22 protein-coding genes and 1 pseudogene are annotated in these 26573 nt (G+C 59.7%); 13 read left to right on the top strand and 10 right to left on the bottom strand.

Going from position 1 to position 26573, the window contains the following annotated elements; all coding sequences use genetic code 11:
* The first annotated feature begins 80 nt into the window (after nt 1–80).
* Complete coding sequence (locus tag ICI42_RS20845) at nt 81–701, top strand: methyltransferase family protein (protein WP_330999214.1); 621 nt, start codon at nt 81–83, stop codon at nt 699–701.
* Between the two features lie 101 nt (nt 702–802).
* Here the strand turns inward: ICI42_RS20845 and ICI42_RS20840 are convergent.
* The 4 genes and pseudogenes from ICI42_RS20840 to ICI42_RS20825 all read right to left on the bottom strand — a co-directional run.
* Nucleotides 803–1343 (bottom strand): annotated as a pseudogene (locus ICI42_RS20840) (DinB/UmuC family translesion DNA polymerase); the annotation flags it as partial.
* A gap of 166 nt (nt 1344–1509) precedes the next feature.
* Complete coding sequence (locus tag ICI42_RS20835; RefSeq protein ID WP_188166539.1) at nt 1510–2823, bottom strand: TRAP transporter large permease; 1314 nt, start codon at nt 2821–2823, stop codon at nt 1510–1512.
* Between the two features lie 2 nt (nt 2824–2825).
* Nucleotides 2826–3404: a TRAP transporter small permease subunit gene (locus tag ICI42_RS20830; RefSeq protein ID WP_188166538.1), complete on the bottom strand. Its 579-nt coding sequence runs from the start codon at nt 3402–3404 to the stop codon at nt 2826–2828.
* 76 nt (nt 3405–3480) lie between these two features.
* The gene (locus ICI42_RS20825; protein WP_188166537.1) at nt 3481–4506 is read right to left on the bottom strand and encodes a TRAP transporter substrate-binding protein; all 1026 of its coding nucleotides are present in this window, start codon (nt 4504–4506) and stop codon (nt 3481–3483) included.
* 276 nt (nt 4507–4782) lie between these two features.
* Here ICI42_RS20825 and ICI42_RS20820 point away from each other — a divergent pair, with 276 nt between their 5' ends.
* On the top strand, nt 4783–5490 hold the full coding sequence (locus tag ICI42_RS20820; protein ID WP_188166536.1) for a FadR/GntR family transcriptional regulator: 708 nt from the start codon (nt 4783–4785) through the stop codon (nt 5488–5490).
* Nucleotides 5491–6008: 518 nt separating this feature from the next.
* On the opposite strand, the gene ICI42_RS20815 is transcribed toward ICI42_RS20820, so the two are convergent.
* Both ICI42_RS20815 and ICI42_RS20810 read right to left on the bottom strand, forming a co-directional pair.
* Entirely contained in the window at nt 6009–7334 is a 1326-nt protein-coding gene (locus ICI42_RS20815) for a class-II fumarase/aspartase family protein (RefSeq protein WP_188166535.1), read from the bottom strand.
* A 75-nt stretch (nt 7335–7409) separates the two neighbouring features.
* Nucleotides 7410–8384: a tripartite tricarboxylate transporter substrate binding protein gene (locus tag ICI42_RS20810; protein ID WP_188166534.1), complete on the bottom strand. Its 975-nt coding sequence runs from the start codon at nt 8382–8384 to the stop codon at nt 7410–7412.
* Between the two features lie 158 nt (nt 8385–8542).
* Between ICI42_RS20810 and ICI42_RS20805 the strand changes: the two genes are divergently transcribed.
* The 7 genes from ICI42_RS20805 (at nt 8543) to ICI42_RS20775 (ending at nt 16006) form a co-directional block, all read left to right on the top strand.
* Nucleotides 8543–9682, top strand: a complete 1140-nt coding sequence (locus tag ICI42_RS20805; protein WP_188166533.1) for a GntR family transcriptional regulator — start codon at nt 8543–8545, stop codon at nt 9680–9682.
* 1 nt (nt 9683) lies between these two features.
* Nucleotides 9684–10160, top strand: a complete 477-nt coding sequence (locus ICI42_RS20800; protein ID WP_188166532.1) for a tripartite tricarboxylate transporter TctB family protein — start codon at nt 9684–9686, stop codon at nt 10158–10160.
* Nucleotides 10161–10170: 10 nt separating this feature from the next.
* Nucleotides 10171–11673 carry a tripartite tricarboxylate transporter permease gene (locus ICI42_RS20795; protein ID WP_188166531.1) on the top strand — a complete coding sequence of 501 codons (1503 nt, stop codon included), beginning with the start codon at nt 10171–10173 and terminating at the stop codon, nt 11671–11673.
* Between the two features lie 272 nt (nt 11674–11945).
* Nucleotides 11946–14093, top strand: coding sequence for a TonB-dependent receptor (locus ICI42_RS20790; protein WP_188166530.1), 2148 nt, complete (start codon nt 11946–11948; stop codon nt 14091–14093).
* A gap of 77 nt (nt 14094–14170) precedes the next feature.
* The gene (locus tag ICI42_RS20785) at nt 14171–14986 is read left to right on the top strand and encodes an AraC family transcriptional regulator (RefSeq protein WP_188166529.1); all 816 of its coding nucleotides are present in this window, start codon (nt 14171–14173) and stop codon (nt 14984–14986) included.
* Nucleotides 14987–15173: 187 nt separating this feature from the next.
* On the top strand, nt 15174–15572 hold the full coding sequence (locus ICI42_RS20780) for a hypothetical protein (protein ID WP_188166528.1): 399 nt from the start codon (nt 15174–15176) through the stop codon (nt 15570–15572).
* A 29-nt stretch (nt 15573–15601) separates the two neighbouring features.
* On the top strand, nt 15602–16006 hold the full coding sequence (locus tag ICI42_RS20775; protein WP_188166589.1) for a hypothetical protein: 405 nt from the start codon (nt 15602–15604) through the stop codon (nt 16004–16006).
* A gap of 473 nt (nt 16007–16479) precedes the next feature.
* Here ICI42_RS20775 and ICI42_RS20770 read toward each other — a convergent pair whose 3' ends face one another.
* From ICI42_RS20770 to ICI42_RS20755, 4 genes are read right to left on the bottom strand one after another with little or no spacing between them, the layout of a single operon-like run.
* On the bottom strand, nt 16480–17934 hold the full coding sequence (locus ICI42_RS20770) for an FAD-binding oxidoreductase (RefSeq protein WP_188166527.1): 1455 nt from the start codon (nt 17932–17934) through the stop codon (nt 16480–16482).
* Nucleotides 17927–18868 carry a DUF6282 family protein gene (locus ICI42_RS20765; RefSeq protein WP_188166588.1) on the bottom strand — a complete coding sequence of 314 codons (942 nt, stop codon included), beginning with the start codon at nt 18866–18868 and terminating at the stop codon, nt 17927–17929. The genes ICI42_RS20770 and ICI42_RS20765 overlap by 8 nt, the downstream gene beginning before the upstream one ends.
* Nucleotides 18869–18906: 38 nt before the next feature.
* A complete protein-coding gene (locus ICI42_RS20760; protein WP_188166526.1) occupies nt 18907–19809 on the bottom strand; it encodes a cupin domain-containing protein in 903 nt (300 codons plus the stop codon).
* 30 nt (nt 19810–19839) lie between these two features.
* Nucleotides 19840–20616 carry an HpcH/HpaI aldolase family protein gene (locus ICI42_RS20755; RefSeq protein ID WP_188166525.1) on the bottom strand — a complete coding sequence of 259 codons (777 nt, stop codon included), beginning with the start codon at nt 20614–20616 and terminating at the stop codon, nt 19840–19842.
* Between the two features lie 250 nt (nt 20617–20866).
* Here ICI42_RS20755 and ICI42_RS20750 point away from each other — a divergent pair, with 250 nt between their 5' ends.
* The 4 genes from ICI42_RS20750 to ICI42_RS20735 all read left to right on the top strand — a co-directional run bounded on the left by ICI42_RS20750 (nt 20867) and on the right by ICI42_RS20735 (nt 26409).
* Nucleotides 20867–21847: a Bug family tripartite tricarboxylate transporter substrate binding protein gene (locus tag ICI42_RS20750; protein WP_188166524.1), complete on the top strand. Its 981-nt coding sequence runs from the start codon at nt 20867–20869 to the stop codon at nt 21845–21847.
* A gap of 200 nt (nt 21848–22047) precedes the next feature.
* On the top strand, nt 22048–22518 hold the full coding sequence (locus tag ICI42_RS20745) for a tripartite tricarboxylate transporter TctB family protein (RefSeq protein WP_188166523.1): 471 nt from the start codon (nt 22048–22050) through the stop codon (nt 22516–22518).
* An 11-nt stretch (nt 22519–22529) separates the two neighbouring features.
* Nucleotides 22530–24035, top strand: a complete 1506-nt coding sequence (locus tag ICI42_RS20740; protein ID WP_188166522.1) for a tripartite tricarboxylate transporter permease — start codon at nt 22530–22532, stop codon at nt 24033–24035.
* A gap of 79 nt (nt 24036–24114) precedes the next feature.
* On the top strand, nt 24115–26409 hold the full coding sequence (locus ICI42_RS20735) for a molybdopterin-dependent oxidoreductase (protein ID WP_188166521.1): 2295 nt from the start codon (nt 24115–24117) through the stop codon (nt 26407–26409).
* The last annotated feature ends 164 nt before the right edge of the window (nt 26410–26573 follow it).

Here is a 26573-nt window from a genome sequence, read left to right as displayed (position 1 = left end):
TAGATCGTCGCTACGCCCTAGAATAGCCACGTTTCTCACAAGCATTGCCACAATAACTCTGGTGATGACGTGAGGGGCTGGTGAACTCTGCAGACGCGAGCGCATTGGCGCGCTATCAACGGGCTCGCCGTGTCATCCTCGCAATCGTCATCGTGCTCGCCTTCACGATGCTGATGTTCGGAGGATCGTTGCATGATGAGTTGATGCACGAGTACATCGAGACGCTTGGCCTGGCACTTGTAATGATCGGGATCGGCGGACGGCTTTGGGCGACGCTGTACATTGGCGGGCGTAAGTCGGCTGTGGTCGTGTCAAATGGGCCTTACTCTATTACCCGCAATCCGCTCTATCTCTTTTCCTCCATAGCGGCGGCCGGGGTCGGAGCACAAACGGGAAGCTACGTCGTTACCTGTATGTGCATTGTGATGTCTGTGGCATTCTTTCAACTCGTGGCTCGGCGAGAGGAGCGATTCTTGTCAGCGACGCTGGGGGACGAGTATTACACCTATCTGCGGCGGGTTCCGCGCTTTTTGCCCAATCCACTAATCTACCGCGACGATGTGGAAGTAACGTTCAACACCGAGAGGGTTCGCGCCACGTTTGTCGACGGTCTCGTCTTCTTTGCTGCGATCGCGGTGCTCGAGGCAATCGAGGTGGCCCAGGAGGCCGGTACGATTCCCACTCTTTTCTGGCTTTTCTGAGTCTGTGACGGCAGGGCAATCTAGAGCATGTCGCATTAACCGGATTCGGATTTCCGGTTAATGCGACTCTCTTTAAGAGAGTCCTGAGGACCTAGCCGCTCTCAGAAAAGCGCCAACTGCCCTCCGGCGGCGCCAGCGTGTTCTTCCTCGAGTGAGGACAATGTAACACCGAGAAGACGGATGCCCTTCGTTACCGGGAATGTACCGGCCAGAAGGTCTCGGACGGCGTCCAGCATCTCATCGGGGTTACCAATCGGTCTTGATAGTGTCCTGCTGCGGGTGACTTGCTGGAAGTCCGCGAACTTCACCTTCAAGGTCACGGTACGCCCGGTGATCTGCTTGGCATGGCAGTGCTGCCAAACCGTCTCAGCCAGAGGCGTAAGCTCGGCCTTCGCGGCTTCGAGATCGAACATGTCGCTCACGAAGGTATCTTCCGCTCCCACCGATTTGCGCTGCCGGTCTGGCTGAACCGGCCGTTCGTCAATCCCGCGCGAGATCCGGTAATACCATCCACCTGACTTGCCGAAATGCGCCTGCAGGAACTCAAGCGGCATTGCCCCGCAGATCCGCTCCGGTAACGATCCCCAGCCGCTGCATTTTGGCAGCCGTTGCCGACCCCGCGCCGTGGAATTTCTTGCGCGGTGGTGACCGCGGGCAGCATGCTGGTGGAAAATCCTCTATTAGCTACACGCTATTTTGGCCGCTCTAATCGTCGTGGTTCTGTTGGCGCCATGGCTGCGCGATGACAGGTGCAAAATGTCGTTCGGCTCAAGGCTTAGGGCGGCGGAAACCGCTGCCCTAAGCGGGCTTAATTGATTGCCCAGGTGGCGATGGGTGGGAAAAACAGGATGATCGCCAGCACGGTCAGTTGCAGCGCGATAAACGGCAGCAACGCAGTGTAAATGTGCTTGAGCGTGATCTCCTTGGGAGCCACGCTCTTGAGGTAGAACGCTGCCGGGCCAAAGGGCGGGGTCAGATAGGACACCTGCATATTCACCGCGAACAGGATGCCGAACCAGATCGGGTCGTAACCGAGCTGGATGACGATAGGCACGAAGATCGGCAGGGTTAGCAGTGCGATGCCGATCCAGTCGAGGAACATTCCCAAGACAAGCAGGATCAGCATCATGACCATGATGATGACGACCGGTGGTGCATTGATTCCGAGGATGGCATCGGCAACAAAGCGGTTGCCGCCCATAAGATTATACACGCCCACCAGAACCGCTGCAGCAATACCGATCCAGATGATCATGCCGCAGGTTTCGAGCGTGTGGACCAGACTATCCTGGAGCATCTTGAAGGTTAACTCCCGCCGTGCCAGCGAGATCAGCAGCACCGCTAAAACGCCCATGGCTGCAGCTTCCGTGATCGAGGCAATACCGCCATAGATCGAACCGAGAACCACAAGCACGATGAACAGCGGAGCCGCCAGCGACCGCAGCGCGCTGCCGATGGATTCCTGCGCCATTTCCTCGTCCGACATCGGAGGGCCAAGTTCAGGATTTCGCCAACATATATACAGCACATAGGCCACATAGAAGCCAAGCAGCATAAGCGCTGGCGTGATGGCTGCCAAGAAAAGGTCGGCAATCGAAACGCTGGCCACCAGCCCATAGATGATGAGCACGATGGAAGGTGGCATCATCGTTCCGAGCGAACCGCCAGCGACGACGACGCCGATGGACAGGTTACGATCGTAGCCAAGACGCAACATCTGTGGCAGGGCCAGAATGCCGAGCAGGACGATTTCGCCGCCGATAACGCCGGACATGGCGGCAAGCAGGATCGCGACGATCAGGGTTTGAACCGCAACGCCACCGGGTAAGCGACCTGCCAGAATGCGCATCCCGCTAAACAGCGACTTCGCAATGCCCGAGCGATCCAGCAGCGCCGCCATGAGAATAAACATCGGAATGGCGACTAGCGAATATTCGGTGATGAAGCCGAAAATGCGCGCAGTGACGAGGGGCAGGGCCATGCCGCCAAACCAGCCGAAGGTGAAGACCAGCGCGACGAGGCCGGTGACCCAGGCCAAAGGCTGGCCGGTTAGCAGCAGCAGAAAGATGGCGGCGACCAGAATGTAGGAGCCGTATTCGACGCCTAGGGAACTCAAGCCCATGACTATTTCTCCCCGGCAGTGTCAGCCGGCGCGGAAACGTCGCGCCGGATCGCCGCAATCAGGTGCAGCAGGGTTTGCACGAACATGATGCTGACGCAGATCAGCACGAGCATTTTGAGCAAGGCTGGCGTGGGTGGATTCCAAGAGGTGCCTGTGCCTTCAAGGCGCAATTCGCCGATCGGCGAGAACCATGACTTGCTCACCATGATCCAGCCGGCAAAAGCCAAGCCGCCGAAGAAGACGAGCGCGAGGACGGAATTGAAAATGTCGAGAAGCCGGCGGCGCGCAGGCGAGACGCCATCATAAAACATGCGGACGCGAATATGCTTGTCGCGCGCCAGCGCAATGGGGCCGCCGATGAGGAAGGTGGCCGCAATCAGAAAAGTCGTGCTTTCGTGGGCCCAAAACGTGGGGCTGTTGAGCACATAGCGCGCCACCACTTCGACGACCGTGATGACGAAGGCAGCGAAGATCGTCCAGGCCAGAATTTTGGTCGATCCAGCAATCACACGGTCGAAGCCGGTGCGAATTTCCGCATCGGCATCTTCGACCTTGGCGATAATTTCAGCTACTTTGGCCATCGGTTTTCCTCCTCCGATACATCTGCGCCCGACGAAAGACTCGCCGGGCGCAGACTATCTTCGATTGTGGGCTGGACTAGAGCAGATTACGGCCGCTCAAATAGGCAGTGACCGTGTCGTAGTAGCGCTGGGTCATTTCGCTGCGCGACGCCCAGTTCTGCCATTCCTGCTGTGCGATGCGGCGGAACTTGGTGCGTTCATCGCCCGACCAGTTAATGATCTCGATCTCAGGGTTAGCCTTGGCCAGTGCAACAGCAGCGGCATCCAGCTGACGCACGGAGTAAATGTGGTTGAAGCTGAACTGCTTGACCGAAGCACTCAGGATGGCCTTGAGATCTTCAGGCAAACCGTTCCAGATTTCCTTGTTCATGGAAATGTCGATCATCGGCAGCGAGTGGAAGCCGGGATAGAGCGGGTAATGAGCAATGTCGTTCATCCCCAGCGCCTGATTGGTGGCGAACACGGTATTGTCGGCCGCATCCACGACGCCCTTGTCGAGAGCCGAGAAAATTTCTGAACCGGGCAGGGATACGGGCGCAGCGCCAGCCTTCGAGAAGATCTCGAACACCATACCTTCAGGGGCACGCAGCTTCACGCCTTTAAGATCGGCGACGGTGCGGATTGGGACGCGCGACACGAATGCCTCTGGCTCAGTTGCTGCTGCGCCAATGAAGTGGACGCCATAGGGCTCGACCAGCTCAGCATAAAGCTCGTTGCCGCCGCCCGATTCCATAAATCCGAGAAGTTCGAAAGGATCGCTCCAGGCGCCGACTAGGTTCCCCATCATGGCGAATGCGGGGTCTTTACCCGAGAAATAGCTTGGATCTGTCAAGTGGCCTTGCAAGATCCCGGCGCCAACGGCGTCCAGCGTATCGGTGTGAGGAACGACCGAGCCGATAGGCAGAATTTCGATGGCAATGCGGCCGCCCGACAGAACACCGACGCTAGTCGCCCACTTCTGCTTGTTGACAAAACCGGGCTCGCCCGCAGTTTCAGAAGTTTGGAACGTCCAGTTGTAGTCAGCAGCCATAACGGAACCGCTCATGGCCAGAACCGATACGGCAATCGCGGCCAAACCAGCAAGCTTGCTCTTGAAGCTCATCTCTCTCTCCCGTTGGTCGATGCGCATTTCGTGTTCTTTGTCATTACCGGGAGGGGCATCGTCCTGCCGGTTAGTCTGGAGATGTGCATGGATAGTGGCTAGGATCAATAATGCCACGCCATTTTTTTTGAACTTTTCTACATTATTGTCAGACCAGTTTAGTCAACTTCATCATTCTTATCGCGCGTGTTTTCATAAAAGCTTGCCACCGTAATCAGAATCTGGTGCTTCTGGTCCTACAAAAGCTTACCGCTCGTGTCGCCTGGAGACGTGAATGTGACCACCACCGAAGCGACTCCATCGACGCCACCAATGCAGTCGGCGGTTGAGAGGCTGGTGTTCGAGATCCGGGCGCTGATCGACAATGAAGTGCTGCGCGTCGGCGACACCCTGCCGTCCGAGCGCGAACTGTGCGAGCGCTTTTCCGCCAGCCGAAACACAGTGCGCGAGGCCATGCGCGTCCTTAAAGCCTATGGGTTGGTGGATGTGCGGCCCAAGGTGGGGGCCACGCTCATCGACAATCGCATGGCGCGGGCGCTAGACCTGTTTTCGTTCAACACCATCGAGATTTCGCGCAAGACTTTTACCGATATCCAGGGCTTTCGCACGTTGATCGAGGTCAATTCGGTCGATGCCATGTTCGAAAAGCTCAATGACAAGCACCTTGAGGTCATGGGGCGTGCCAACGAGGCAATGCGCAAGGCCAGTACGGTCAGCGCGGCCTCAGAGGCCGACTTTGCCTTCCATGTTGGCCTTATGCGGATTTTGGACAACGCGGCCTTGCTTGAGATCTACCGGATCATGAAGCCGGTGATTATCGGCATCATGGAGAAGGGCAAATCGCGGCACGATTTCCGCACCTCGACCTATGGCCAGCATGCCGAGATCATCTCCGCCCTGCGCCAGCGTGACCGGATCAGCTATCAATATGCCCTGCAGTTTCACCTCAATTTCGGCTACGGCACCTTCGGCGAGGCACGCTGAAAGCACACCACGGCGGCGCTGATTACGGCGTGTTGCGGACTGGTGTGAACTGGTGTGATATGGCGGCTTGGGATGGAGAGCATGAAATGTCGCGTAGAGCCGCCCGCGTTTACAAAGCCGCGGACCGAATGCCGCCGAATTGCGCTGCACTAAGATCTAACGCAGTGAAAACAAAAATAATTTTCTCGTATGCCTAGCGATATCTATCCGGTCGGCATAGATCGCGTTCGTCGGCTCCGCTGACGGACCTCGCCCTTTTGATCAAGGCAAAAACGAAAGTACCGTCATCAAAATGAAGTTCGGTTCACTTGTATCTGGCCCGGCGAGACGAAACCGATCAATGGTGGTCCAGCAGAAAACTGGCAGACCTGAAATGGCGGGGCTGCATTCTGGAACGCGCCTTCAACCCCGTCGTTCAATCGTGCTATACGCGGGTGCAGAGCTGCCATTCGGCCGCTGCTCGTTCTTCTGGCAGACTCTAGGTTCTGATCGCTTCCGTTGGTGACTGAACCGCCTCATCACCCGGAGCCATCCCTGATGATCTCGCTGATCTCGCCGAGATAAGCCGAGGGAGAGAGATTGAGGCGAACATCCGCAAGTTCTACCCTTTGCAGGGCGTTCCGCATCGTTTCGCCAAAAGGGGTCCCTTGCGTGGCAGTTTCCTGTGCAGCCTCATAGAGGAGATGATGGGCCTTGTGGCGCCCAATCATCGGGGCTAGCTGCATCATGGCCGCTTCAGACATGATCAGCCCTTGCGTCAGCTCAAGATTGCGGGCCATGGCCGCCTCGTTCACCTTGAGGCCGCCGAGCACGCGTTCCGCTGCTTCCGCGATCGAAGCGGCCAGGATTGCCATCTCGGCGACCACGATGTCGCAAACATTCGTGGCGGATGAATCGCCTTCGTCCATGCGCACCATGCTCGACAGGATCAGCGGCATGCGCGCCTCAAGAAGCCTGCAGAGGCTGACTAGAACGAGGGCCGCCGAGGGGTTCCGCTTCTGGGCCATGGTCGAGCTTCCGACCTTGCCCATGTGGAAAGCTTCCTCCACCTCGCCGACTTCCGTCCTCTGCAGGAAGACGATGTCGCCGGCAATCTTCTGCAGCGTGCCGGACAGGACGGCAAACCCGGTCAAGTAGTCCGCCACCCGGTCGAAGGACGAGCGCATGGGCAGCCTTGCCGGTGCAAGGCCGAGCAGTCGGGCGGCTTCTTCTTCCACGGCGCGGCCCTTGCCGCCCATGGCCGCGAAGGTGCCGATTGCGCCGCCGAAATAGGTGAGGAAAGCGCCGTTCGCCCGGGCTGCGAGGCGCTCGCGGCCGCGCCGCAGTTCCGCATGCCAGGCGGCCGCCTTGAAACCGAATGTCATTGGCAGGGCATGCTGACCATGGGTACGTCCGGCTTGCAGGGTTGCCTGATGTTGAAGGGCAAGCTTTCCGACATGATCCTCGCATCGCTGCAGAACGCCGATCAGATGCGCATGGGTCTGCTTCAACTGCAGGGCGATGGCCGTGTCGAAGATGTTCTGCGTTGTCGCGCCCCAATGCAAGAAACCGGCGGCCGGTTCGCCGCAGCTCTCTTCCAACTGCTTGAGCACGGGCACGAAGGGATGCTGTGCAAAGGCGATCTCGCGGCTCAGCCGCTCGTGATCGAAACGTTCGGCCCGGCAGCAGGTAGCGATCCGGTCCGCGGCGTCCTGCGGGATCATCTCGAGTTTCGCCTGGGCGCGCGCCAGTGCCGATTCCACGTCCAGCCATGCCTGCAGCGTTGCATCGTCCGACCAGATCGCGATCGCTGTCGGACTGAACCAATGCCGGGTGATGAAAGACGTGAACATGCCGACACTCATACGGAACCTCAACGGAATGGCTGTGCGTAGCGATGGTGGCGCCCGACACAGGTCAGGCGCCACGGGATCTTCATCTCACTCGACAACGATCTCGGCGCTGTCGATGACGCCTTTGTAGGTCATGGCCTGCTGGGCCACGAATTCCTTGAACGCGGATGTGGCAAGCGGTGCCGCACGGAAACCCACGTCGGCGTAGCGCTTCTGCACCTCGGGGGTCGCCAGGGCATCCCTGATCGCCTTGTCGATGGCGGCGATGAAATCGGCCTGCGAGCCGGCCTTGGCGAAGATGCCCTGCCACAGCGGCAATGCCAGTCCGTCCATGCCAGGGATCTCAGCGAGCGTCGGCACATCCGGCGCCTGCGGGGCGCGCTCGCTTCCGGAAACGGCGAGAATGCGGATCTTATTCTCCTTGGCCAACGGCAATGCCGTAGACAGGGTCAGCACAGCAGAATTCAAGACGCCGGCCAAAAGGTCGTTGGTCACCTGCGCCCCGCCGCGATAGGGGGCATGCAGCAGCTTGACGCCTGCGCGCTGCGAGATGATTTCGCCCAGAAGATGCTGGGCAGAGCCGATACCCGGCGAGCCGTAGCTGATGCTTTCCGGGGTGGCCTTGCCGGCGGCCAAGAGCGCGGCCATGTCCTGGTAATCGGACTGCGCCGGAACCACCACCGCCATCGACGTGGTTGTTGTGCGACCGACGGCGATCGTGTCCGTCTCCCAGTTAGCGCCCACTTTGGCATTGGTCATCGGCACGGCAACCGTATCGAAACCGCCATAGTAGAGCGTATTGCCGTCGGCTGCGCCGTTGATCAGCTTCTGCAGGGCGATCATGCCGCTCGCCCCCGTCGCATTTTCGACGATGACTGTGCGGCCGATGCGGCTGGAGATCTCTGGCGCGATGATCCGGGCGGCCAGATCCGCGCTGCCGCCAGCCGAATAGCCGACCAATAAGGTCAGCGGCGCATCGGATTGCGCCAGGGCGGCAACCGGAGCAGTGAGCCCGAGCGCAAGGGCCAAGCCCGCCAGTGCATTTCCAATCCTATGAAACATGTGAATTCCTCCTCCGAGTGATACATATTGTATTAAATCAAACCAGTACAGACTTCGGATATTTGTTAGTTTTAATATGAAGATAAAGCAACAAAATTTGCTTGAAATGTTGAAATACATTATTGATGATACAATTTGTAGTGTGATAGGAGGCCGGCATGGAGAAGATTGGGAAGCTGCAGGACTATCTAAAGTCGCTGGCCGCATCGGCTCAGCCGGGAGACCGGTTGCCCACGGTTCGCAGCCTCATGCGCGATTTCAAGTTGGCGCAGCCCGGGGTGCAGCGTGCGCTCAAGGCGCTGAAGGAAGAGGGGCTCATCGACGCGCAGGTCGGGCGCGGCACATTTTTCGTCGGTGGCAGTGCCGGCCAGGGGGCGGCAAGCATGCGCAGCCTGCCGCAGAAGGGCCGAAGCGTGATCCTGCTGCGGCGGCCGAGCGCCACGCAACGGGCCCGCCTCGTCATGGATAGGCTGCAGGCGATGGTCGCAGACGGCGGCGATATGACCTTGGAGGTCGGCTATTCCGATGCCAATCATGCGCGCCGCGTGCTGCAGTCCCTGCCGCGTTTCGATGCCTGTGTCATCCAGAATTCCTTCGAACAGATGCCGGTGGAAATGCTGGCGGCGCTCCGCCGCAAGTCGGACAATGTGATCGTCGATGGCGCTTGGCTGGTCGGCACGGATGTCGATGCAGTCGGCTTCGAATGGGGCCGGCCTGTCGAACGGGCGGTCCGCCTGCTGTCGACAGGCAGGCATCAGCAGATCCACTACATCACGACCGCAAATTCCTTTCTCGCCAATGAACTTGGCCTGCATCGCTATCGGCAGATACGAGAGGAAGGCCCCCGTGGCACGCAGTTGCGCGCGCCGGACCTGCTGCCCTCCCTGCCGTCACGCGAATTCGAACTGGCTGTGCTGGAGCGGCTGGCGGCCATCGCCCGCGAGCCCGGCGGCGAGCGTCGCGGCGTTCTCGTCTGGGGCGTGGAGAGTGGACAACGGTTGCGCGCCGGCCTGCATGCGCGCGGCATCCGGGTGCCAGAGGATATCTCCATCGTCCTGCTTGGCCGCAGCGATATCGAGACCGAGCGGGAAGGATTCTTTCACCTGATCGGATACAGCGCCCAGGAGCAGGCCGAGGCGCTTTATGCGCGGCTGAAAAGCCGGTGGAGCGACCCGTACGCGCCCTACGGACTGACATTGATCACCATGCACGAGATCGAGGGACGCTCGGTGCTTCCGGCGGCGCCTGCCGCCCCGGAACGTCCGTCGAATCCGGCCGAGGATACACCGGGAGGATAGGATGGCACTGAGAATAAGGTCGAAGAGGGAGTTTGGCAGCGCGCTGCTCTATGGGGCGCTGGGCATGGCCGGTTTTGTGATTGCAGGCGACTATGGTTTTGGCACTGCCGGCCGTATGGGACCGGGATATTTCCCAAGGGTTATTTCCGGTCTCCTGATACTGGTCGCCCTCGCATCGCTGCTGCGCAGCCTGCAAAGGGATGGGGATCCGATTGGCCCGGTCAACTGGAAAGCGCTGCTGCTGGTCACGGCATCCGTTTGCCTGTTTGGCCTTTTGCTGATTGGGGCAGGTCTGCCGCTGGCTCTGACTGTCCTCTTGCTGGTGTCCGCCTCGGCGAGCGAGCATTTTGCAATGTCGACGCGTTCGCTCGCCGCTCTGGTGGCGCTCGTTGCGGTCTGCACGCTGGTCTTTGCCGAGGGATTGGGCGTGCCCATGCCGCTGGTGGGAAGCTGGCTTTCACCCCTGTTCGCCTCCTGAGGACCCCGCCATGGACATGCTGTCGAATCTCTGGATGGGGCTCACCGTCGCCTCGTCGATCACCAATCTCGGCTATTGCCTTCTTGGCGTCTTCCTCGGCACGGCCATCGGCGTCCTGCCGGGCCTCGGCCCGGTTGCCACGATCGCCATGCTCTTGCCGCTGACCTTTGGCCTGCCACCGGAAACGGCGCTGATCATGCTGGCGGGTATATATTACGGTGCCCAGTATGGCGGCTCCACCACCGCCATTCTCGTCAATCTGCCAGGCGAGCCGTCTTCCGTCGTGACCGCCCTTGATGGCCACCAGATGGCCCGTCAGGGTCATGCGGGACGGGCCCTGTCGACCGCCGCCATCGGCTCGTTCATTGCCGGAACGATCTCGACGCTGCTGATCGCGCTTTTTGCGCCAGCGCTCGCCGTCGTGGCGCTGCAGTTCGGCCCGGCGGAATATTTCGCCCTGATGGTGCTCGGCCTGATCGCCTCCATCGTCATGGCGTCCGGTTCTCTGCTGCAGGCATTCGGCATGATCCTGACCGGCCTGCTCCTAGGCATGGTCGGCACGGACGTCAACTCGGCCGTTCCACGCTTCACCTTCGACCTGCCGATGCTCTCCGACGGTATCAATTTCGTCGTTCTAGCTATGGGCATCTTCGGGTTGGGCGAGATTGTCGCCAACCTGGAATCGGAAGGCGAGCGCACGTTGCTCACCCGCAAGGTGACCAATCTGATGCCGACGCGCGAGGACTGGCGCCGCATCATCGGCCCGATCGCCCGCGGCACGGCGCTGGGCTCGGTGCTTGGCATCCTGCCCGGCGGTGGAGCAGCGCTGGCATCTTTCGGTTCCTACTCGCTGGAGAAGCGATTGTCGAAGGAACCGGAGTGTTTCGGCAAGGGCGCGATCGAAGGAGTGGCGGGTCCGGAATCAGCCAACAATGCCGGGGCGCAGACATCGTTCATCCCGATGCTGACCCTCGGTCTGCCGTCTAATTCGGTGATGGCCCTGATGATCGGCGCCATGCTGATCCAGGGCATCCAGCCGGGCCCCTCGGTGATGACGGAACAGCCGACCCTGTTCTGGGGCCTGATTGCCTCGATGTGGATCGGCAATCTGATGCTCCTCGTCCTGAACCTGCCGCTGATCGGTCTCTGGGTCCGGATGATCGCCATTCCCTATCACTTCCTATTCCCGACCATCATCGCGCTCTGTGCCATCGGCGTCTTCAGCGTCAACAACAGCGTGTTCGATGTCTATGCCATGGCGCTGTTCGGCGTGGTCGGCTACCTGTTCCGCAAGCTGGAGGTCGAGCCCGCGCCCATGCTGCTCGCTTTCATCCTGGGGCCGATGATGGAAGAATTCCTGCGCCGCACGCTTCTGTTCTCCAAGGGCGACCCGAGCGTCCTCCTCACCCGGCCGCTGAGCGCGGGCCTGCTCTCGATCGCCGCGATCATGTTGCTGCTCGTCGTTCTGCCGTCGGTCAGAAAGAAGCGCGAGCAGGCGTTCCAGGAGGGGTGAGAGAGAAATGAAGAAGCGGTAACAGCCGGGCAGACTCCGAGACAGTTCATCACTTCGATGAACTGAAGTGGACATCAACACATCGCGATGGCCCTGCTGTCCGCTGTCCGTAAAACGAAGGCAGGAGCCCCTATGTCGTGAAAATGCCACAGGGCTTGTCTCCGAAGCCAGGTTGGCCGGAATGAAAAATACTTTGTCAATATGTCGATATGCTCGTGATCATGAAGCCGATTAGAAGACCTAAATAGTCAAGTTAATCGGGGCGATAGGGCATGAGCAGCAGCAATCCAGATAGTCAGCAAATCGGACAAAACAGACTCCAAATTTATCATAAAATGAAATGCCTTGCCCGTGTATCGTTGCTTGCGATTGTAGCCACGTCTGCCGTTCGTGCAAATGTCCAGGAAGCGATTGTCCTTGAGCCGATCGTCATTACTGCCCGAAAGACAGAAGAACAAATAAGGCAGGTGCCTCAGAGCATAACCGTCGTAAGGCAGCAAGACATTGAAAATAATGCGCTCGATTCAAGCGGAGCAATCGCAGCAACGTCTCCAAACGTCGTGTGGCAGAATTCAACCGTAGCACGACAGTTCTTTTCGATCCGCGGCATCAGTTCCCTGGGCGTGCCGAACAATTTTTCCGATGGCACAATCGGATTCACGGTTGATGGCATACCCCAGAGCATGATGAGCTCTCAGAATATGCTCTTCGACATCGATCATGTGGAAGTTCTTCGCGGACCGCAAGGAACCCTTTGGGGTACGAATGCGCTAGGCGGAGCAATCAATGTGACTACCAAACAGCCAGATGGAGAACACGAGGTTAAAATCACAACCGAATACGGCGAACATGGCTATGCCATGGGCGAAGCCACACTCGGCGGCGTCCTGATTCCCGACGCTTTGAACGGGCGGATGGCAATTCGCTTTAATCATTTCGACGGGGATATCGATAGCCTGTTCACCGACGATCTCGGCGCAAGAAAAATCGGCGCCTTTCGCGGAGGCCTGCAATTCAATGGCCTCGATGACACGACGATTACGCTGACGGGAAATTATCTTCGTGACAATTCAAACGCCCCATTTTCACTCCTTCGTGGGGCGCCGGGGTTCCCGATCAGCGGTGTCGTGACAGAACCTGACTATGTTACGACACATGCCGATGTCGGACTGAATATCAAGCACGAGTTCGAGAACTTTTCCCTCACATCCATTACGGCCTTTCAGAACAACAAGATAAAGTCCCGGACTGAAGCAAATGATATCCTCATTCCGTCGTTTTTCCCGCTCGTGGGGAGCAATGTTTGGCTCGGTGTCGACAAGGAAAAATCCTTCAGCCAGGAGATCCGACTGAACTCCCTTGAAGAGGACGATATCAGGTGGGTCGTGGGAGCGAGCCTCAATTATTCGGACCTTGACCATAGTTGCACGGCTCCTCAATGCGCACCGTTCCCATATTCCGGTCTCGTCACCATGAACACCAATCTTCGTGCTTGGAATCTTGGCCTGTTCGGTGACGCGTCTGTCCCGCTTGGCGAGAAATGGGAAGTGTCATTTGGAGGGCGTCTGGGCCACGACGACATCAAGGTGAAAAAGACCAACGATCTTCGGGTTCCCAGCCTCATAGGCAACAGCGATGCTGATGGAACCTATCTCACGGGACGCGCCGCGCTCGCTTACAAATGGAGTGAAACCGCGGAGACCTATGTCTCCATCGCGCGTGGGCATGGAACGAAAATCTATCCGCTGTTTTCATATCCGAATAACGGTATTGTCGCCGACGCTTACCCGGCTGCTGAAAACTGGACTTATGAACTTGGCACCAAGGTTGCACTTTTCGATGACCGTCTCGAATTGGACGGGAGTGTCTTTCATAACGACGTGAAGAACGGCGTCCTGAGTTATTTTGATCCTGGCATTGGCGGCTTCGCCACGACTTTCCAGAGTTATGAGACGTCGGGGTTCGAACTGCAGGCGCGCGCTGCAATGACGGACGAATTAAGCTTTAACGCGGGCTTGGGATATACACATACTCGGCTCGGCTCGGACGGAGCAAGTTCACTTTTTGAAGGAAACCGAGTTCCCAATATTCCGGAATGGAGTGTCTCGGTGGGCTTGGCTTACGAAACGGATGCTGAGATGGCGGGCTTGCCAGGCTCCTTCAATGCCGCCATCGATTATCAGTACAGAAGCTCTCGCCCCGCTGATGTGCAGTCCACATTCGACCTTGACGCATATCACATCGTCAATGCCCGGATCGGCTGGAAAAACGATGGCGGGGATTTTGAAATTTACGGTTTCGGACGCAACCTGCTTGACGAACGTTATGAAAAGTTCGGCGCCGCCGGGTCCTTCGGACGCCAAGTTGTTTCCGTCAGCCAAGGTCGCGTATTGGGGGTCGGGATTTCAAAGTCCTTCTAATACTGGCTACGGTATAGAGTGTTTGGACGACGTTTGGGCCTTCGCCAACACTGGCTGAAGATGGTGGAGGTTTTTCAATGCCTATCTTGGAGGAATTCGAGACCGAATTTGATCCTGACAGGGTGGAGAAACCTCTTGTCGCTGTGGGTGCGAAGAAGGCCATTTCCTACTGGGAGAAAGAGCAACACGCGCACAGGAAGGCTTCGCTTGTTCTTAACCTTAGGGGCATGGTGACCTGCGAAGCAGACGATGGTGTGTGGATCGTTCCGCCCCATTCTGCGCTATGGATGCCAGCAGGGAAAGCCCATTCCGGGCGCATGTCAGGTAATATCGAGTGTTACGCTGTCTTCATCGAACCCGAATTGATCACCAGGCAGCCAAAGTCATGTGCAACTCTTTACGTTTCGCCGCTCTTTCGGGAATTGGTTCTCCGCTGCGCGCAATCGCCTGTCGATGCGCCATTCTTCGACGCGGATTTTCGCATCTTGGCTGTCCTGTTGGATGAGCTTGATGCGGCACAGGAAGTGAAGCTCTCATTTCCTATGCCTAAATCTGCTCCTCTTCGGCAGCTTGCAGAGCTGCTTCTCAAACACCCGATGGACAAGGCGACCTTGGCCCAATGGGCGGCCAGAATCGGATTGAGTGAACGCACCTTGAGCCGGTCGCTTCTCGTTGATACCGGGATGAGCTTTGGCCGCTGGCGACGCCAGTTGCATGTTGTCCTGGCCCTTCAACGACTTGGTGACGGTGAAACCGTTCAAAATGTCGCGATAGATCTGGGATATGAGAGTGCAAGCAGTTTTGTGACAATGTTTCGAAAGACACTGGGAAAACCCCCAGCGCGATACCTCATGGATCAAACCTACAGTCTGGCTGAGGAGCGCGTCTCTTGATATCTGCGGCATGAGTTTCATCTCGGCGGGATCGAAAAATATAATGTCATGATTGCGCAATGACGCTTCCCGCCGACTGACTTATTGCTTTCAAACAGAAGGGAAATGCGGCGATCATGATCGCGCTCCTCTTCATAAGGGCAGCGCATGACTGCCCTAGCGAGCAAATTCAGATAGGGGTGTTGAAGTGATCGAACAGAAGCCAGTTAAACTGGCAATTGCGTGGCTGGTCCCAGCGGTCGGAGCCGCGATCTTCGTCACAATCCAGTGCTTCTCTTTTCTGAACGACTACGTCAGAAGCGGCGCGACGATGCAGGCCATTACCTTCGGCCCGGCCGCCCTGTGGGGGGTCTCTATCTTTTACGGTGCCTGGGTCGTCCCGCCAATGCTGGCGCTTTCCGAAAGACGCTTGACCGACTGGGCGATGCTCGTCCTTGGTGGTCTCCTTTTCACCATGAGCACGCTTGCCGGCGTATTGGATGGCTTGCGCGACGGCAGCCATCTCGTTGCCTTGGAACTGCTCGCAGTCACGCTTCCGGGCGCGTGCGCGCTGGTCATGACGTGGCGGCACATCCGCTCACATTGAAAGCATCCATCCCGGCAAGGAGACAAGACATGCCTTTGGACAGCACGAATTTCCCGCTCGTCTGGGTGAGTTATGACGAAGGTCCCGATCACGACCACGACGAGGACTTCGCTGCGCTCGAGGCAAATCTGAAGCGCGGCGCACCGTTCGTGCTCTTGACGGATTCCGCTCCGACCGAAGGCCACGAACACAGCCAGGAAGAAAAGAAGCGCACCTCGCTGTGGATGAAGAAGCACAAAGTCGAGCTGCGGACGCTTGTGCTGGCGTTGATCGTGATTGAGCCGAGCGCCACCAAACGCTTGGCATTCAAACCTTTCGGTATAGCTTTTGCTAAATTCTGGGGCTATCCGATGAGGCTGGCCTCGTCTCGTGAGGAGGCGATAGACATCGCCGGGAAACTGCTGTCGGAGCGCGCCGGGGCTGCAACAGCCTGACAAACGACAGCAACGATGCGAGGACGATCATCAGGTCACGTTGGCCATGAAAGGCTATTGTTTTTGGCGACCGCTTACCTTTCGGTAAGGGCATTCGGCTGGCGGAATAGATTAAGCCGTTGGCGCCAGGTACACTAACAAGACCGTGAATGCTGTTGGGATTTCGAAGAGCGGCTGCTTGCGGCCGCGGGGAGGGTAGAAGCTGCACGGCGTCGCTTTCACCCACACTGTCATCACGCTGGATTGGGACTCCAGGAAAGCTGCACTCGCTCATTTCCTAGGCGAGCAGACACCGGAGGAAGAACTATTGAACGCTCGGCAGGATGATTGGTCCCTCCTGCAACACATGTGCTTCGCCTCACATCGGCCCTTGGACCAGCGTTCTCTTTCTGAAAAATTGACATCTAACCTGATACATTAGGGTCCAGACCCTGACACTCCGGCCCGGATCGCGGTCGTGGCAACCGCGCAATCTATGTCGGAACGACTTTGCCAGGGTTCATCAGGCTTCGCGGATCGATGCTGCGTCGAAGTTGCTGCATTACCGCGATCTCTGCTGCGTCCCGGCTGTCGATTAGCTTCTGAAGATAGTTGAAGCCGATGCCGTGCTCCGCGGTGACACTGCCTTTGAAGGCAACGATCGTGGCGGTTACGGCCTCCTCGACCGCGCGGCGCAGCTCCGGAATTGCCGGATCGTCAGCGGATCGGTTGGGGAAACCGACCAGCACATGCAGGTTGCCGTCGCCCACGTGGCCGTAGACGGACAACAAAGCGTCGGGCCACACCGCGACGCGTCGGCGCAGCTCTGTAAGGAAAGCGGGCTGCGCTGCGACCGGAACCGACGCGTCGTTGGCGAACCGGGGGCCCAACTGCTTGGCAACTTCGGCCGTGGCGTGGCGCAGCGCCCAAATGTTCTTCGACTGTGCGATGCTTGTCGCGATGGACGCGTCGGCGATGACGCCGTCCTCGAGCGCTCCGCCGAGGAGCTCCTCCAGTCCTGCGGCCAGCTCAGTTTCATCCTTGCCGCAGAGCTCGATCAGCAGGTGCCAGTCGGCTTCCGTCGCATACGGCACGGCAATGCTTGGCAAATGCCGCTTCACCAGCTGGACGGTCAGGGCGTCGATCAGTTCGAGGCTGGTCAGCGACTCGCCAAAACGCGACGACAGCCGTCCGAGCATCTCGATCGCGGCCTCGGCGTCGCGAAGCACGGTCATGGCCGTCACCTGCGCGCGCTGCTTGGGAAAGAGGCGAAGTACAGCGGCGGTGATGATGCCGAGCGTCCCGCCGGACCCGATGAAGATGTGCTTCAGGTCGTAGCCGGCATTGTCCTTGCGAAGGCTGCGGTTGAGGTCGAGCACGCTGCCGTCCGGCAGTACGACCTCAAGGCCGAAGACGAGGTCGCGCATCACGCCGTAGCGCAATGCGTTCACCCCGCCCGCATTGGTCGCTATGTTGCCGCCGATCTGGCAGCTCCCCTCGGCTCCGAGGCTCAGCGGGAACAGCCTGTCGTGGCGGAGCGCCTCGGCCTGCACGTCGGCGAGAATGCAGCCCGCCTGGACCGTCATTGTCCCGCCTTCGGACGAGACGTCGAGGATGCGGTTCATTCGCCTGAGCCCGATCATGACGCACCGCTCAGTCGGCCAGGCCCGGGTGCCGCCGGACAGGCCAGTGTTGCCGCCCAGCGGTACCATGGGCATACCGGCGTCCGCGCAGGCACGTACAACCGCGGAGACTTCGCTCACATCGGCGGGAAAGACGAGGCAGAGCGGAAGCTCGTTGACGCCGTGCAGAACGTTGGCCGTCTGTGCTGCCAGGTCCGTCTCGCGCGTCACCACATGACCAGCGCCGACAATTGCGGCCAGCCGTTCGATCAGGTGGGTTTCGCCGTTGGTTTCGAAGGGCGTCACTTGGGCCGAGGTGTCAGCCATCTGCAGGCAGCAGTTTGATGGCGTTGCCGCCGGTCAGGGCGCGTATCTGGTCGTCATCGAATCCCTGTTCGATCAGGGTGTTCACGATGCGGCGATAGCCCTCGACAGGACGGGGCGATCCGGTCAGGCCAAGATCGGAGCAAAGCAGCGTCTTGTCGAGGCCGGCCAACTCGATCAGCTGCTTGAGCCGCGCGCCGTCATGCTTGTAGCCGCGCCCCTCGACGAACATGCAGATGGAGTGTTCCATGTGCACGCCCATTGCCGCGAAGCTGCGGATGTCTTCGTCGGAATATTCCACAACATAGGTGGGGTGGTTGACGAGCATCTTCTTGACGCCCCGCCGGATGGCTTCATCGAACAGGATGCCCTGCTCGCTGACGTGCAGATGCCCGCCGGCCAGGATGATGTCTGCCTCCGCAATGAGGTCGAGGATTTTCAGGGTCGCATCAGTGAGCTTGCCCGATTCGTCCAGAACGGTGAGGGGCTCCGCCTTCAGCATCGGTTTCTTGGAGGCGGGAAAGTTCTTGGTCGCCTTGGCGCTTTGATCGATGTGGTTCCTTGCCGCCAGCGTCGGCATCCAGACGATCTGGCCGCCAGTTTTGATGGCATGATCGACCGCGTGCGGGTTAATGCCGCCGCTCGGATTGTTCAACGCGACGCCGGAATAGAGCTTCACCTGCAAGCCTGGCATCAGTTTCTCGATCATGGCGCAATGCGACATGCCGACATAGTAGTGATCCTTGAACACCAGCGCACGGAAGCCAGCCTCCTCGGCGTCCACGGTCGCCTCGTGATGGTCGAGGATGCGCGGCATCGCCGCGGGGCCACTGTGGCAGTGCAGATCCACCGCGCCCTTCAGCAAGCCATCGATTTTGGCGTCCCGCTCGGCGCCGAAGCTCTTCTTGATGTCGATATCGCTCTGATCGGTCGTCATGTTCTGTATCCCATGCTGGCAAAGGTTGAGCCGCCGGCTCAGCCCATCGGGTATTCGTCTTCGTTGATCACCCAACCCGGCTTCAGCGAGAAATCGAGGCGCGGCGGCGAGAAGATGTCGACGAGACGGTTGCCAGCAGAGTCGATACCCTGCGATGTGTGAAGGCTGGGCGGCGGAATGATTGCCACCGAAGGCGCTGCGCAAACCTCATGATCATCCGGCAGCCACTGCGTTGAGTCGGTGATCCAGGGAAACCGGATGTGGTGGATGTACGAGCCGTCAAGCGCCAGCGAGCACTGTTCGAAATCGTCGTGGAAGTGCGGCGACAGGTTTTTGGGGTCGCGCGGCGGCTTGATCTCGAACGCGTTCACCATGAACGTGGTGCATCTGTAGATCGTTCCGAAGCGGCCCGGAACGGGCGGGACATCAAGCGGATAGCAACGGATGGCCCAGCCAGCCGGCGGTTCCGGCCAAGGCCGGAAAGGTGGCAGGTTCGGGTGCGGCTGCGCATATGCACCCGCGTTGGAGCACAATGCCGCCAAATCGGACGACTGGGTCGTGAACAGGCGCACAAGCCTGCCCTTGCCCTGAGCGGTGACCGAGCTTTTCCCCGGAGGCATCACGATCACGGATGCCTTGTCGGTGGTGACCGAAGTGCCGGGCTCTGACAGCACCACCGTCAGGCCGTCCTCCGGCAGCAGGACGACATATTCGTCAGGCTGGTCCAAGCGCTCCCAGGTAATCTCGCCATCGACTTCCGTATAGGCGACAAGGAAATTCTGGCCACGCGCGTACCAAGTCCGCCCACCATCGCGGATTTCCTGCGGATCGGTCTCGTAGAACTTGGCATATTCCGCCCGAGCGTAGCCGGTGGCAGCCGTCGCGGGCGGACCGGGCGTGGCAGCAGCCAGCGCCGAGCGGGGATCGTCTTTTGCGTACATCTCTATCTCCTGCCTGCGCGGCGTCGGATTCTAAAGTTCGGCGAAGTCCTTGAGGACCTTCGTCGCGGCCTGCCGCATCAGTCCCTGATCGGAAGAAACGATGAAGGCGGTTGCGCCTTGAGTCGCGAAACGCGTGGAGTCGGAGGCCGCGCCAACCATCACCATGATCGGTTTGCCGGCGCGGCGAGCGGCGGCGGTGGTCTTCTCCACCGCTGCGCTGACCTCGTCGGCATTCGGGGAGTCGGCGCGCATGGCGACGGCAAGATCGCCACGCCCGATGAAAATACCGTCGATGCCGTCGACCGCCAGAATCTCGTCAAGGAGGTCGATAGCGGCCACATCCTCTATCATCGCGATAAGCGCGACGCCGGCGTCGGACCGTTGGATGTGATCAGCCATGTTTCGCCCGCCATACTCGCCGGCGCGCGGGCTGTTGGAGAAGCCGCGGGCGCCTTGGCGATAGCGCCCGGCAGAGACGACCGCAGCGGCCTTCGCCGCGCTGTCGACATGCGGCACTAGCACCGCTTCCGCGCCACTGTCGAGCGCCGAAAGTATCTGCGCTGGCGTTGCCTCGGAGACCCGCACCACGCCCGCAATATCGAAGGCTCTGCAGGCCAGCAGAACCTGGTCTGTGGCGATGCGGTCGAACGGGGCGTGTTCGGCGTCGATCACGACGAAGTCGAAGCCGACGAGGCCGAGAATCTCCGTCGCGTGGCTGGTTGGGGTCTTGATGAACGCGCCGATCAGCCGCTCGCCGCGCAGGAATCGCGACCGAAACCTGTCCGATCCATCATGAGATTTCGCCAAGTTCGCTTCTCCTCCACGTCGGTGAAGCAAATTATCCACGAATGTGCGGTGGAGTGAACGGTGTATGCGGGCGGGTTTCTGAGGTTGAAACCAGCTCGCCTTATAGGGTCAGGCCGAGCAATCGATTTCACGGGCTGGAACTGGTTCGATATAGCCGTATTGACGCAGCCCTTCCGCCTGTAAGCTCACTCGCGACGGTGGCTATAAAGAAGCGGCAACAGTGCCCGCCACCTCGATTGGGAGGAAATTCATGCGCAAACTCGTTTCGACGCTATCTCTAGGCGCCTTGCTGCTTGCCGGGACGCTGGGCCTGCCTGTTAAGGCCTCTGCGGAAGACTGGCCGGCCCGCAAGCCGATCACCGCGATCTTCCCGTTTGCGGCCGGTTCTGACTATATCGCCCGCCTCGTGATGGGCGCGGTGGAAAAGGAGATCGGTCAGAAGATACTGATAGACAACCGCCCTGGTGCCGGCGGTGCGATCGGTACCGGCTATGCCGCGCGGCAGCCCGCGGACGGCTACACGTTCGTGTTCGCCTATCCCGGCCCGGCGGCTAACTTCACGAATACCTTCGCCGACCTTCCTTACAAGCCGCTCGAGGATTTCGAATACGTTTCCGGCATCTCCAAAGCGACGATGGTCATCTTTGCTCGCACCGATCTGCCCTTCGAGGACTTCAAGGGCATGATCGATTACGCCAAGGCAAACCCTGGAAAGCTCAGCGTCTCCAACAGCGGCATCGGAACCTACGGCCACATGGTGGAGCTCGCATTCTCCGATCTCGCCGGAATCAAAATGAAGATGGTGCCGTATAAGGGCAATTCCGAAGTGGTGACCGACATGCTGTCGGGCAGCCTCGACATGTCGATGGACTTCTTGAACAACAACTACATGAAGCAAATCGAAGCGGGAACCATGCGTCCGCTCGCCATCGTCTCGGCCGAACGTGCCGCCGGTCTCCCAGACGTCCCGACGTTCAAGGAAAGCGGCATCAATCTCGTCGCCCAGCCTTGGGCCGGCTTGATGGCACCCAAGGGCACGCCGACGTCGGTGATCGAGCGAATGAACAAGGCCGTGGTGAACTACCTGAATACCGATGAAGCAAAGCAGGCCTTTGCCAAGATCGGTCAGCAGGTCAATCCGACCACCCCTGAGGAATTCCGCGCTGTCGTCGTCGCCGAGGAGGCCAAATGGCGCGAGCTGATCGCCAAGTACGAGATCAAGAACCAGTGATCCCTATCACCATGTAGCGCCTGCCCGGCGGGTTGTCGGAGTAGGCGTCAAGTGGTGACGGTTTCCTTCAGAGTCGTGGTTCGCCGACGTCCGGCAACCGCCGCGGGACCCTGAGCCGCGCCTCCGGTCCCAACAATTGATGGCGTTGCCAATCGTCGCTGGATCGACTCAGGTGGCGATCGAAAAGCACGGAGGAGAATATGTTAACTACCTACAGGCCAGACCGCCGAAACACAGTCTTTGGATTGGTGTTTGTCGGCTTCAGCGCGTTGATGGCGTTCGAGACTTTGAGGAAACTGTCGATCGGTACGCCTGCCAACATGGGGCCGGGCTTCTTTCCGCTCTTGCTGTCGATCAGCCTGTGCGCGATCAGCATTCTGGCCGTCGTGTTTGGCCAGTCGAGCGCGCAAAAGGAGCCGCTCAAGGTGGCCCCCTTCAGGGCAGTGGCGATGGTCCTCGGTGCGCCAATCGTCTTTGCCCTCAGCATCGATCCGCTGGGCCTGATCATTGCCGTCTTTCTGTCGGTCCTGTTTGCGACGCAGGCCAGCATTCGGTCCAAGATCGGTGAATCCATCCTGCTCAGCGCAGGCTTCAGCGTCTTCTGCGTGCTGATTTTCATCTATCTGCTTAATCTGCCGCTTCCTCTGTGGGGCCGGCTTATAGCCGGTTAAGGGGCCGTATCATGGACTTTCTCCAGAACCTGGGCCTCGGCTTTTCCGTTGCCCTACTGCCCTACAATCTTCTGTTCTGCTTCATCGGCTGCTTCCTGGGCACTGCCATCGGCGTGCTCCCGGGGATTGGGCCGCTCGGCACCATCGCGATTCTGTTGCCCGTAACCTTCGGCGTATCACCGGAAGCAGCGCTCATCATGCTCGCCGGCATCTACTACGGTGCGCAGTACGGCGGCTCCACCACTGCGATCCTGATCAATCTTCCAGGTGAGGCGACCTCGGCCGTCACAGCGATCGATGGCTACCAGATGGCGCGTCAGGGACGTGCGGGCACCGCGCTCGCCATTGCCGCGCTCGGCTCATTTTTTGCCGGCACTGTGGCAACTTTTGCTATCGCCATCTTTGCCAAGCCACTCACCTCGCTGGCGCTCAGCTTTAGCCCGGCCGACTATTTCGCGCTGATGGTTCTTGGTCTCGTCGCTTCTATCGCACTGGCGCACGGTTCGGTGCTCAAGGGCCTTGCAATGATCCTGCTTGGCCTTCTTCTGGGGTGCGTTGGCACCGATTCCTATACAGGCGTTATGCGCTTCACGCTCGGCACGCTGGACCTGGCGGACGGCATCCCCATTGTCGCGTTCGGAGCGGGCATCTACGCGCTGGGCGAGATTCTGCGCGGGCTCGAAGACGAAAGTGATGCGCCTGTGACGGTGGCCCCGGTCAATAACCGCCTGCCCAGCCTCGCCGACCTGAAAGAGGCGACCGCGCCGGTCATTCGGGGAACACTGCTTGGCTCGGTGCTCGGTGTGCTTCCGGGCGGTGGGGCTCTGCTGTCCGCGTTCACGTCGTACGCCATCGAAAAGAAGCTGTCGCGCACCCCCGAGCGCTTTGGCCATGGCGCGATGGCCGGTGTCGCCGGACCCGAATCGGCCAACAATGCGGGGGCGCAGACATCGTTCATTCCAATGCTGACGCTGGGCATTCCTTCCAATCCGATCATGGCGCTGATGGTGGGTGCTCTCATTCTCCAGGGCATCATTCCGGGGCCAAATCTGATCACCGAGCAACCGAAACTTTTTTGGGGTGTGATCGCCTCGATGTGGGTCGGAAACCTGATGCTGGTCATCCTGAACCTGCCGCTCATCGGTCTGTGGCTGAAGCTCCTCAAGATACGGCCACACTACCTGTTTCCGACCATCCTCGGGTTCTCCATGATCGGCGTCTACAGCATCAGCAACTCGGCGTTCGACCTGTATCTGATGGCGTTCTTCGGCGCAGCTGGATACCTGCTTGGGAAGCTGGACTGCGAACCCGCCCCGATGCTGCTGGGCTTCGTGCTCGGGCCGCTTCTGGAGGAGTATCTGCGCCGGGCAATGATCCTCGCCGATGGCGATGTGGCCGTGCTGATCCAGCGACCGCTCAGTGCCACATTGCTCGCGGTGGCAGCGGCCTTGCTCGTGGTGATCCTTCTTCCGTTCATCCGCAAGCGCCGCAAGGAAGTCTTCGTCGAGGACGAGTAGGGCGCAGATCGCCGGTTCATCGATTTCGCGTTCATCATCGGGCAACCTTCGACACGAACCATCAACGAAGGACGGATCAATGCATCATACGCTGAGCCATTGGGGCCTCTATGAAGTTGTGCAGGACGTGAACGGCCCCCGGTTGGTGGCATCGGCGACAGATCCCGATCCGTCGCCGATCGGCCTCGACCAATTGTCGCCTGCAGTTACTCGCTTGCGCGTGAAGCGCCCCGCCGTCCGGCGCAGCTTCCTGGAGGGCAAGCGTGACGAAGGCCGATTGCGCGGTACGGAGCCGTTCGTGGAAGTCGAGTGGGACGAGGCCATCGCGCTCGTTGCTTCGGAACTGGAGCGCGTCATCGGCCGGCATGGCAACAGCGCCATCTTCGGCGGATCATATGGATGGTCGAGCGCAGGGCGGTTCCACCATGCGCAGGGGCAGATCCATCGGTTCTTGAATTGCATCGGCGGGTATGTCCGCCACCGGGACTCCTACAGCCACGCGGCTGCCAATGTCGTGCTGCCGCACATCGTAGCGCCGCTCGACACGTTGATGGCCCAGCATACGAGCTGGGATGAGCTAGCTGAACATTGCGAGCTGTTCGTCGGGTTCGGCGGCGTGCCACTGAAAAACGCGCAGGTCACTGCCGGCGGCGCCATGCGCCATCACGTGCGCGAAGGGTTGGAGGCGATGCGACGAGGAGGCACGCGCTTCATCCTGATCGGACCACTGCGGTCCGATCTCGATATCGACGGGCCGTTCGAATGGCTTCAGATCCGACCGAACACAGACACCGCGCTCATGCTCGGCCTGATGCACTGCCTGCTACGGTCCGGGCGTCACGACACGGAATTCCTCGACCGCTATTGTGTCGGTTTCGACAAGGTGAGCGATTATCTGGCAGGCCGCGCTGATGGTGTCGTCAAGGATGCGGAATGGGCCGCGGGGATCACTGGGGTCGCTGCCGACAGGATCGAGGCGCTCGCGGGCGAGATCGTTTCGTCCCGGACCATGATGAACGTCGCCTGGTCGCTGCAGCGCGCCCGACACGGGGAGCAGCCATACTGGGCGCTGATCACGCTCGCCGCCATGGTTGGCCAGATCGGCATGCCGGGCGGCGGCTTCGGCGTGGGCTACGGAGCGGTGAACTCCGTCGGCACCTCGAAGCTGCGCATGTCGGGCCCCACCTTCCCGCAGCTCAGGAACGCCGTCAGCGACTTCATTCCGGTGGCGCGCATCGCCGACCTTCTCTCTAAGCCCGGTCAGCCGTTCAACTACAATGGCGGCGTCTACCGCTATCCAGACATCAAGCTGGTCTATTGGGCCGGTGGCAATCCGTTCCACCACCATCAGGACCTGAATGCGCTGGCGGCGGCATGGGCCAGGCCGGAAGCGGTAATCGTGCACGAGCAGTACTGGAATCCGGTCGCGCGGATGGCCGATGTGGTGCTGCCGGCGACGACCACGCTAGAGCGCAACGACTTGGGCTATGCCGGGCGCGAAGGGCATCTGGTTGCCATGAAGAAGGTGACGGAACCCCATGCGCAGGCTCGGGACGACTACGACATCTTCGCCCAACTTGCAGCGCGCATGAATGTCGGCCCCGCCTTCACCGAGGGTCGGGACGAGACCGGCTGGTTGCATTGGTTCTATGCAGAGGCCGTCGCCCAAGCGGACAAGCTGGGCTTAACCTTGCCGTCATTCGAGGAGTTTTGGAATACAGGCCTCATTGATCTCGGCGATATGCCGGAAGGGCCGGTGATGCTCGGCAACTTCCGCGCCGATCCCAAAACTCACGCGCTGCCCACACCGTCGGGCAAGATCGAACTTTTCTCGGCCACCGTGGCGAGCTTCGGATATCAGGACTGCCCGGGACACGCAGCCTGGCTCGAACCGGACGAGTGGCTGGGCGCTACGCAGGCGGCACGGTTCCCGCTTCACATGATCTCGAACCAACCCTCGCGTCGTCTCCACAGCCAGCTCGATCATGCCGGCTATAGCGTCGATGGCAAGGTGGCGGGCAGAGAGGTTGCCCGCATCCACCCGGCCGATGCGTCGCGACGCGGCATATCCAGCGGGGACATCATCCGGCTCTGGAACGATCGCGGGAGTTGCCTTGCAGCCGCCGCCATCGACGACGGCGTCATGCCGGGTGTCGTCGTCCTCCCCACGGGCGCATGGTACGACCCGGATCGAACCCTGGAAGTGCCGCTAGAAAAGCACGGAAATCCGAACGCCCTTACGCTTGATCGCGGGACATCCAGCCTCGCCCAGGGATCATCGGCCCAGACCTGTCTGATCGAAGTGGAACGCTTCGAGGGAGAGGCTCCTGTTACGGCCTTTGATCTTCCCGAGATTGAGGCGGGGGCGTCGTAAGACCGATGTACAGGGCCGTTGCCCTGCGGTTTCAGGACGTGAAATCCCGCCACAGAGAGCATGGCTGCCCGATACTGCCTCAGGTAGTTTAAACACGACGATGGCTTCGCCAAGATGCGAAGTTCACAGCCATTCCTGGCCCGTAACTCTCAAATACCGAAGGC

The sequence above is a fragment of the Oryzicola mucosus genome (assembly GCF_014534685.1).
Lineage (GTDB): Bacteria > Pseudomonadota > Alphaproteobacteria > Rhizobiales > Rhizobiaceae > Oryzicola > Oryzicola mucosus.
This window is presented reverse-complemented; position numbering and strand designations above follow the sequence as displayed.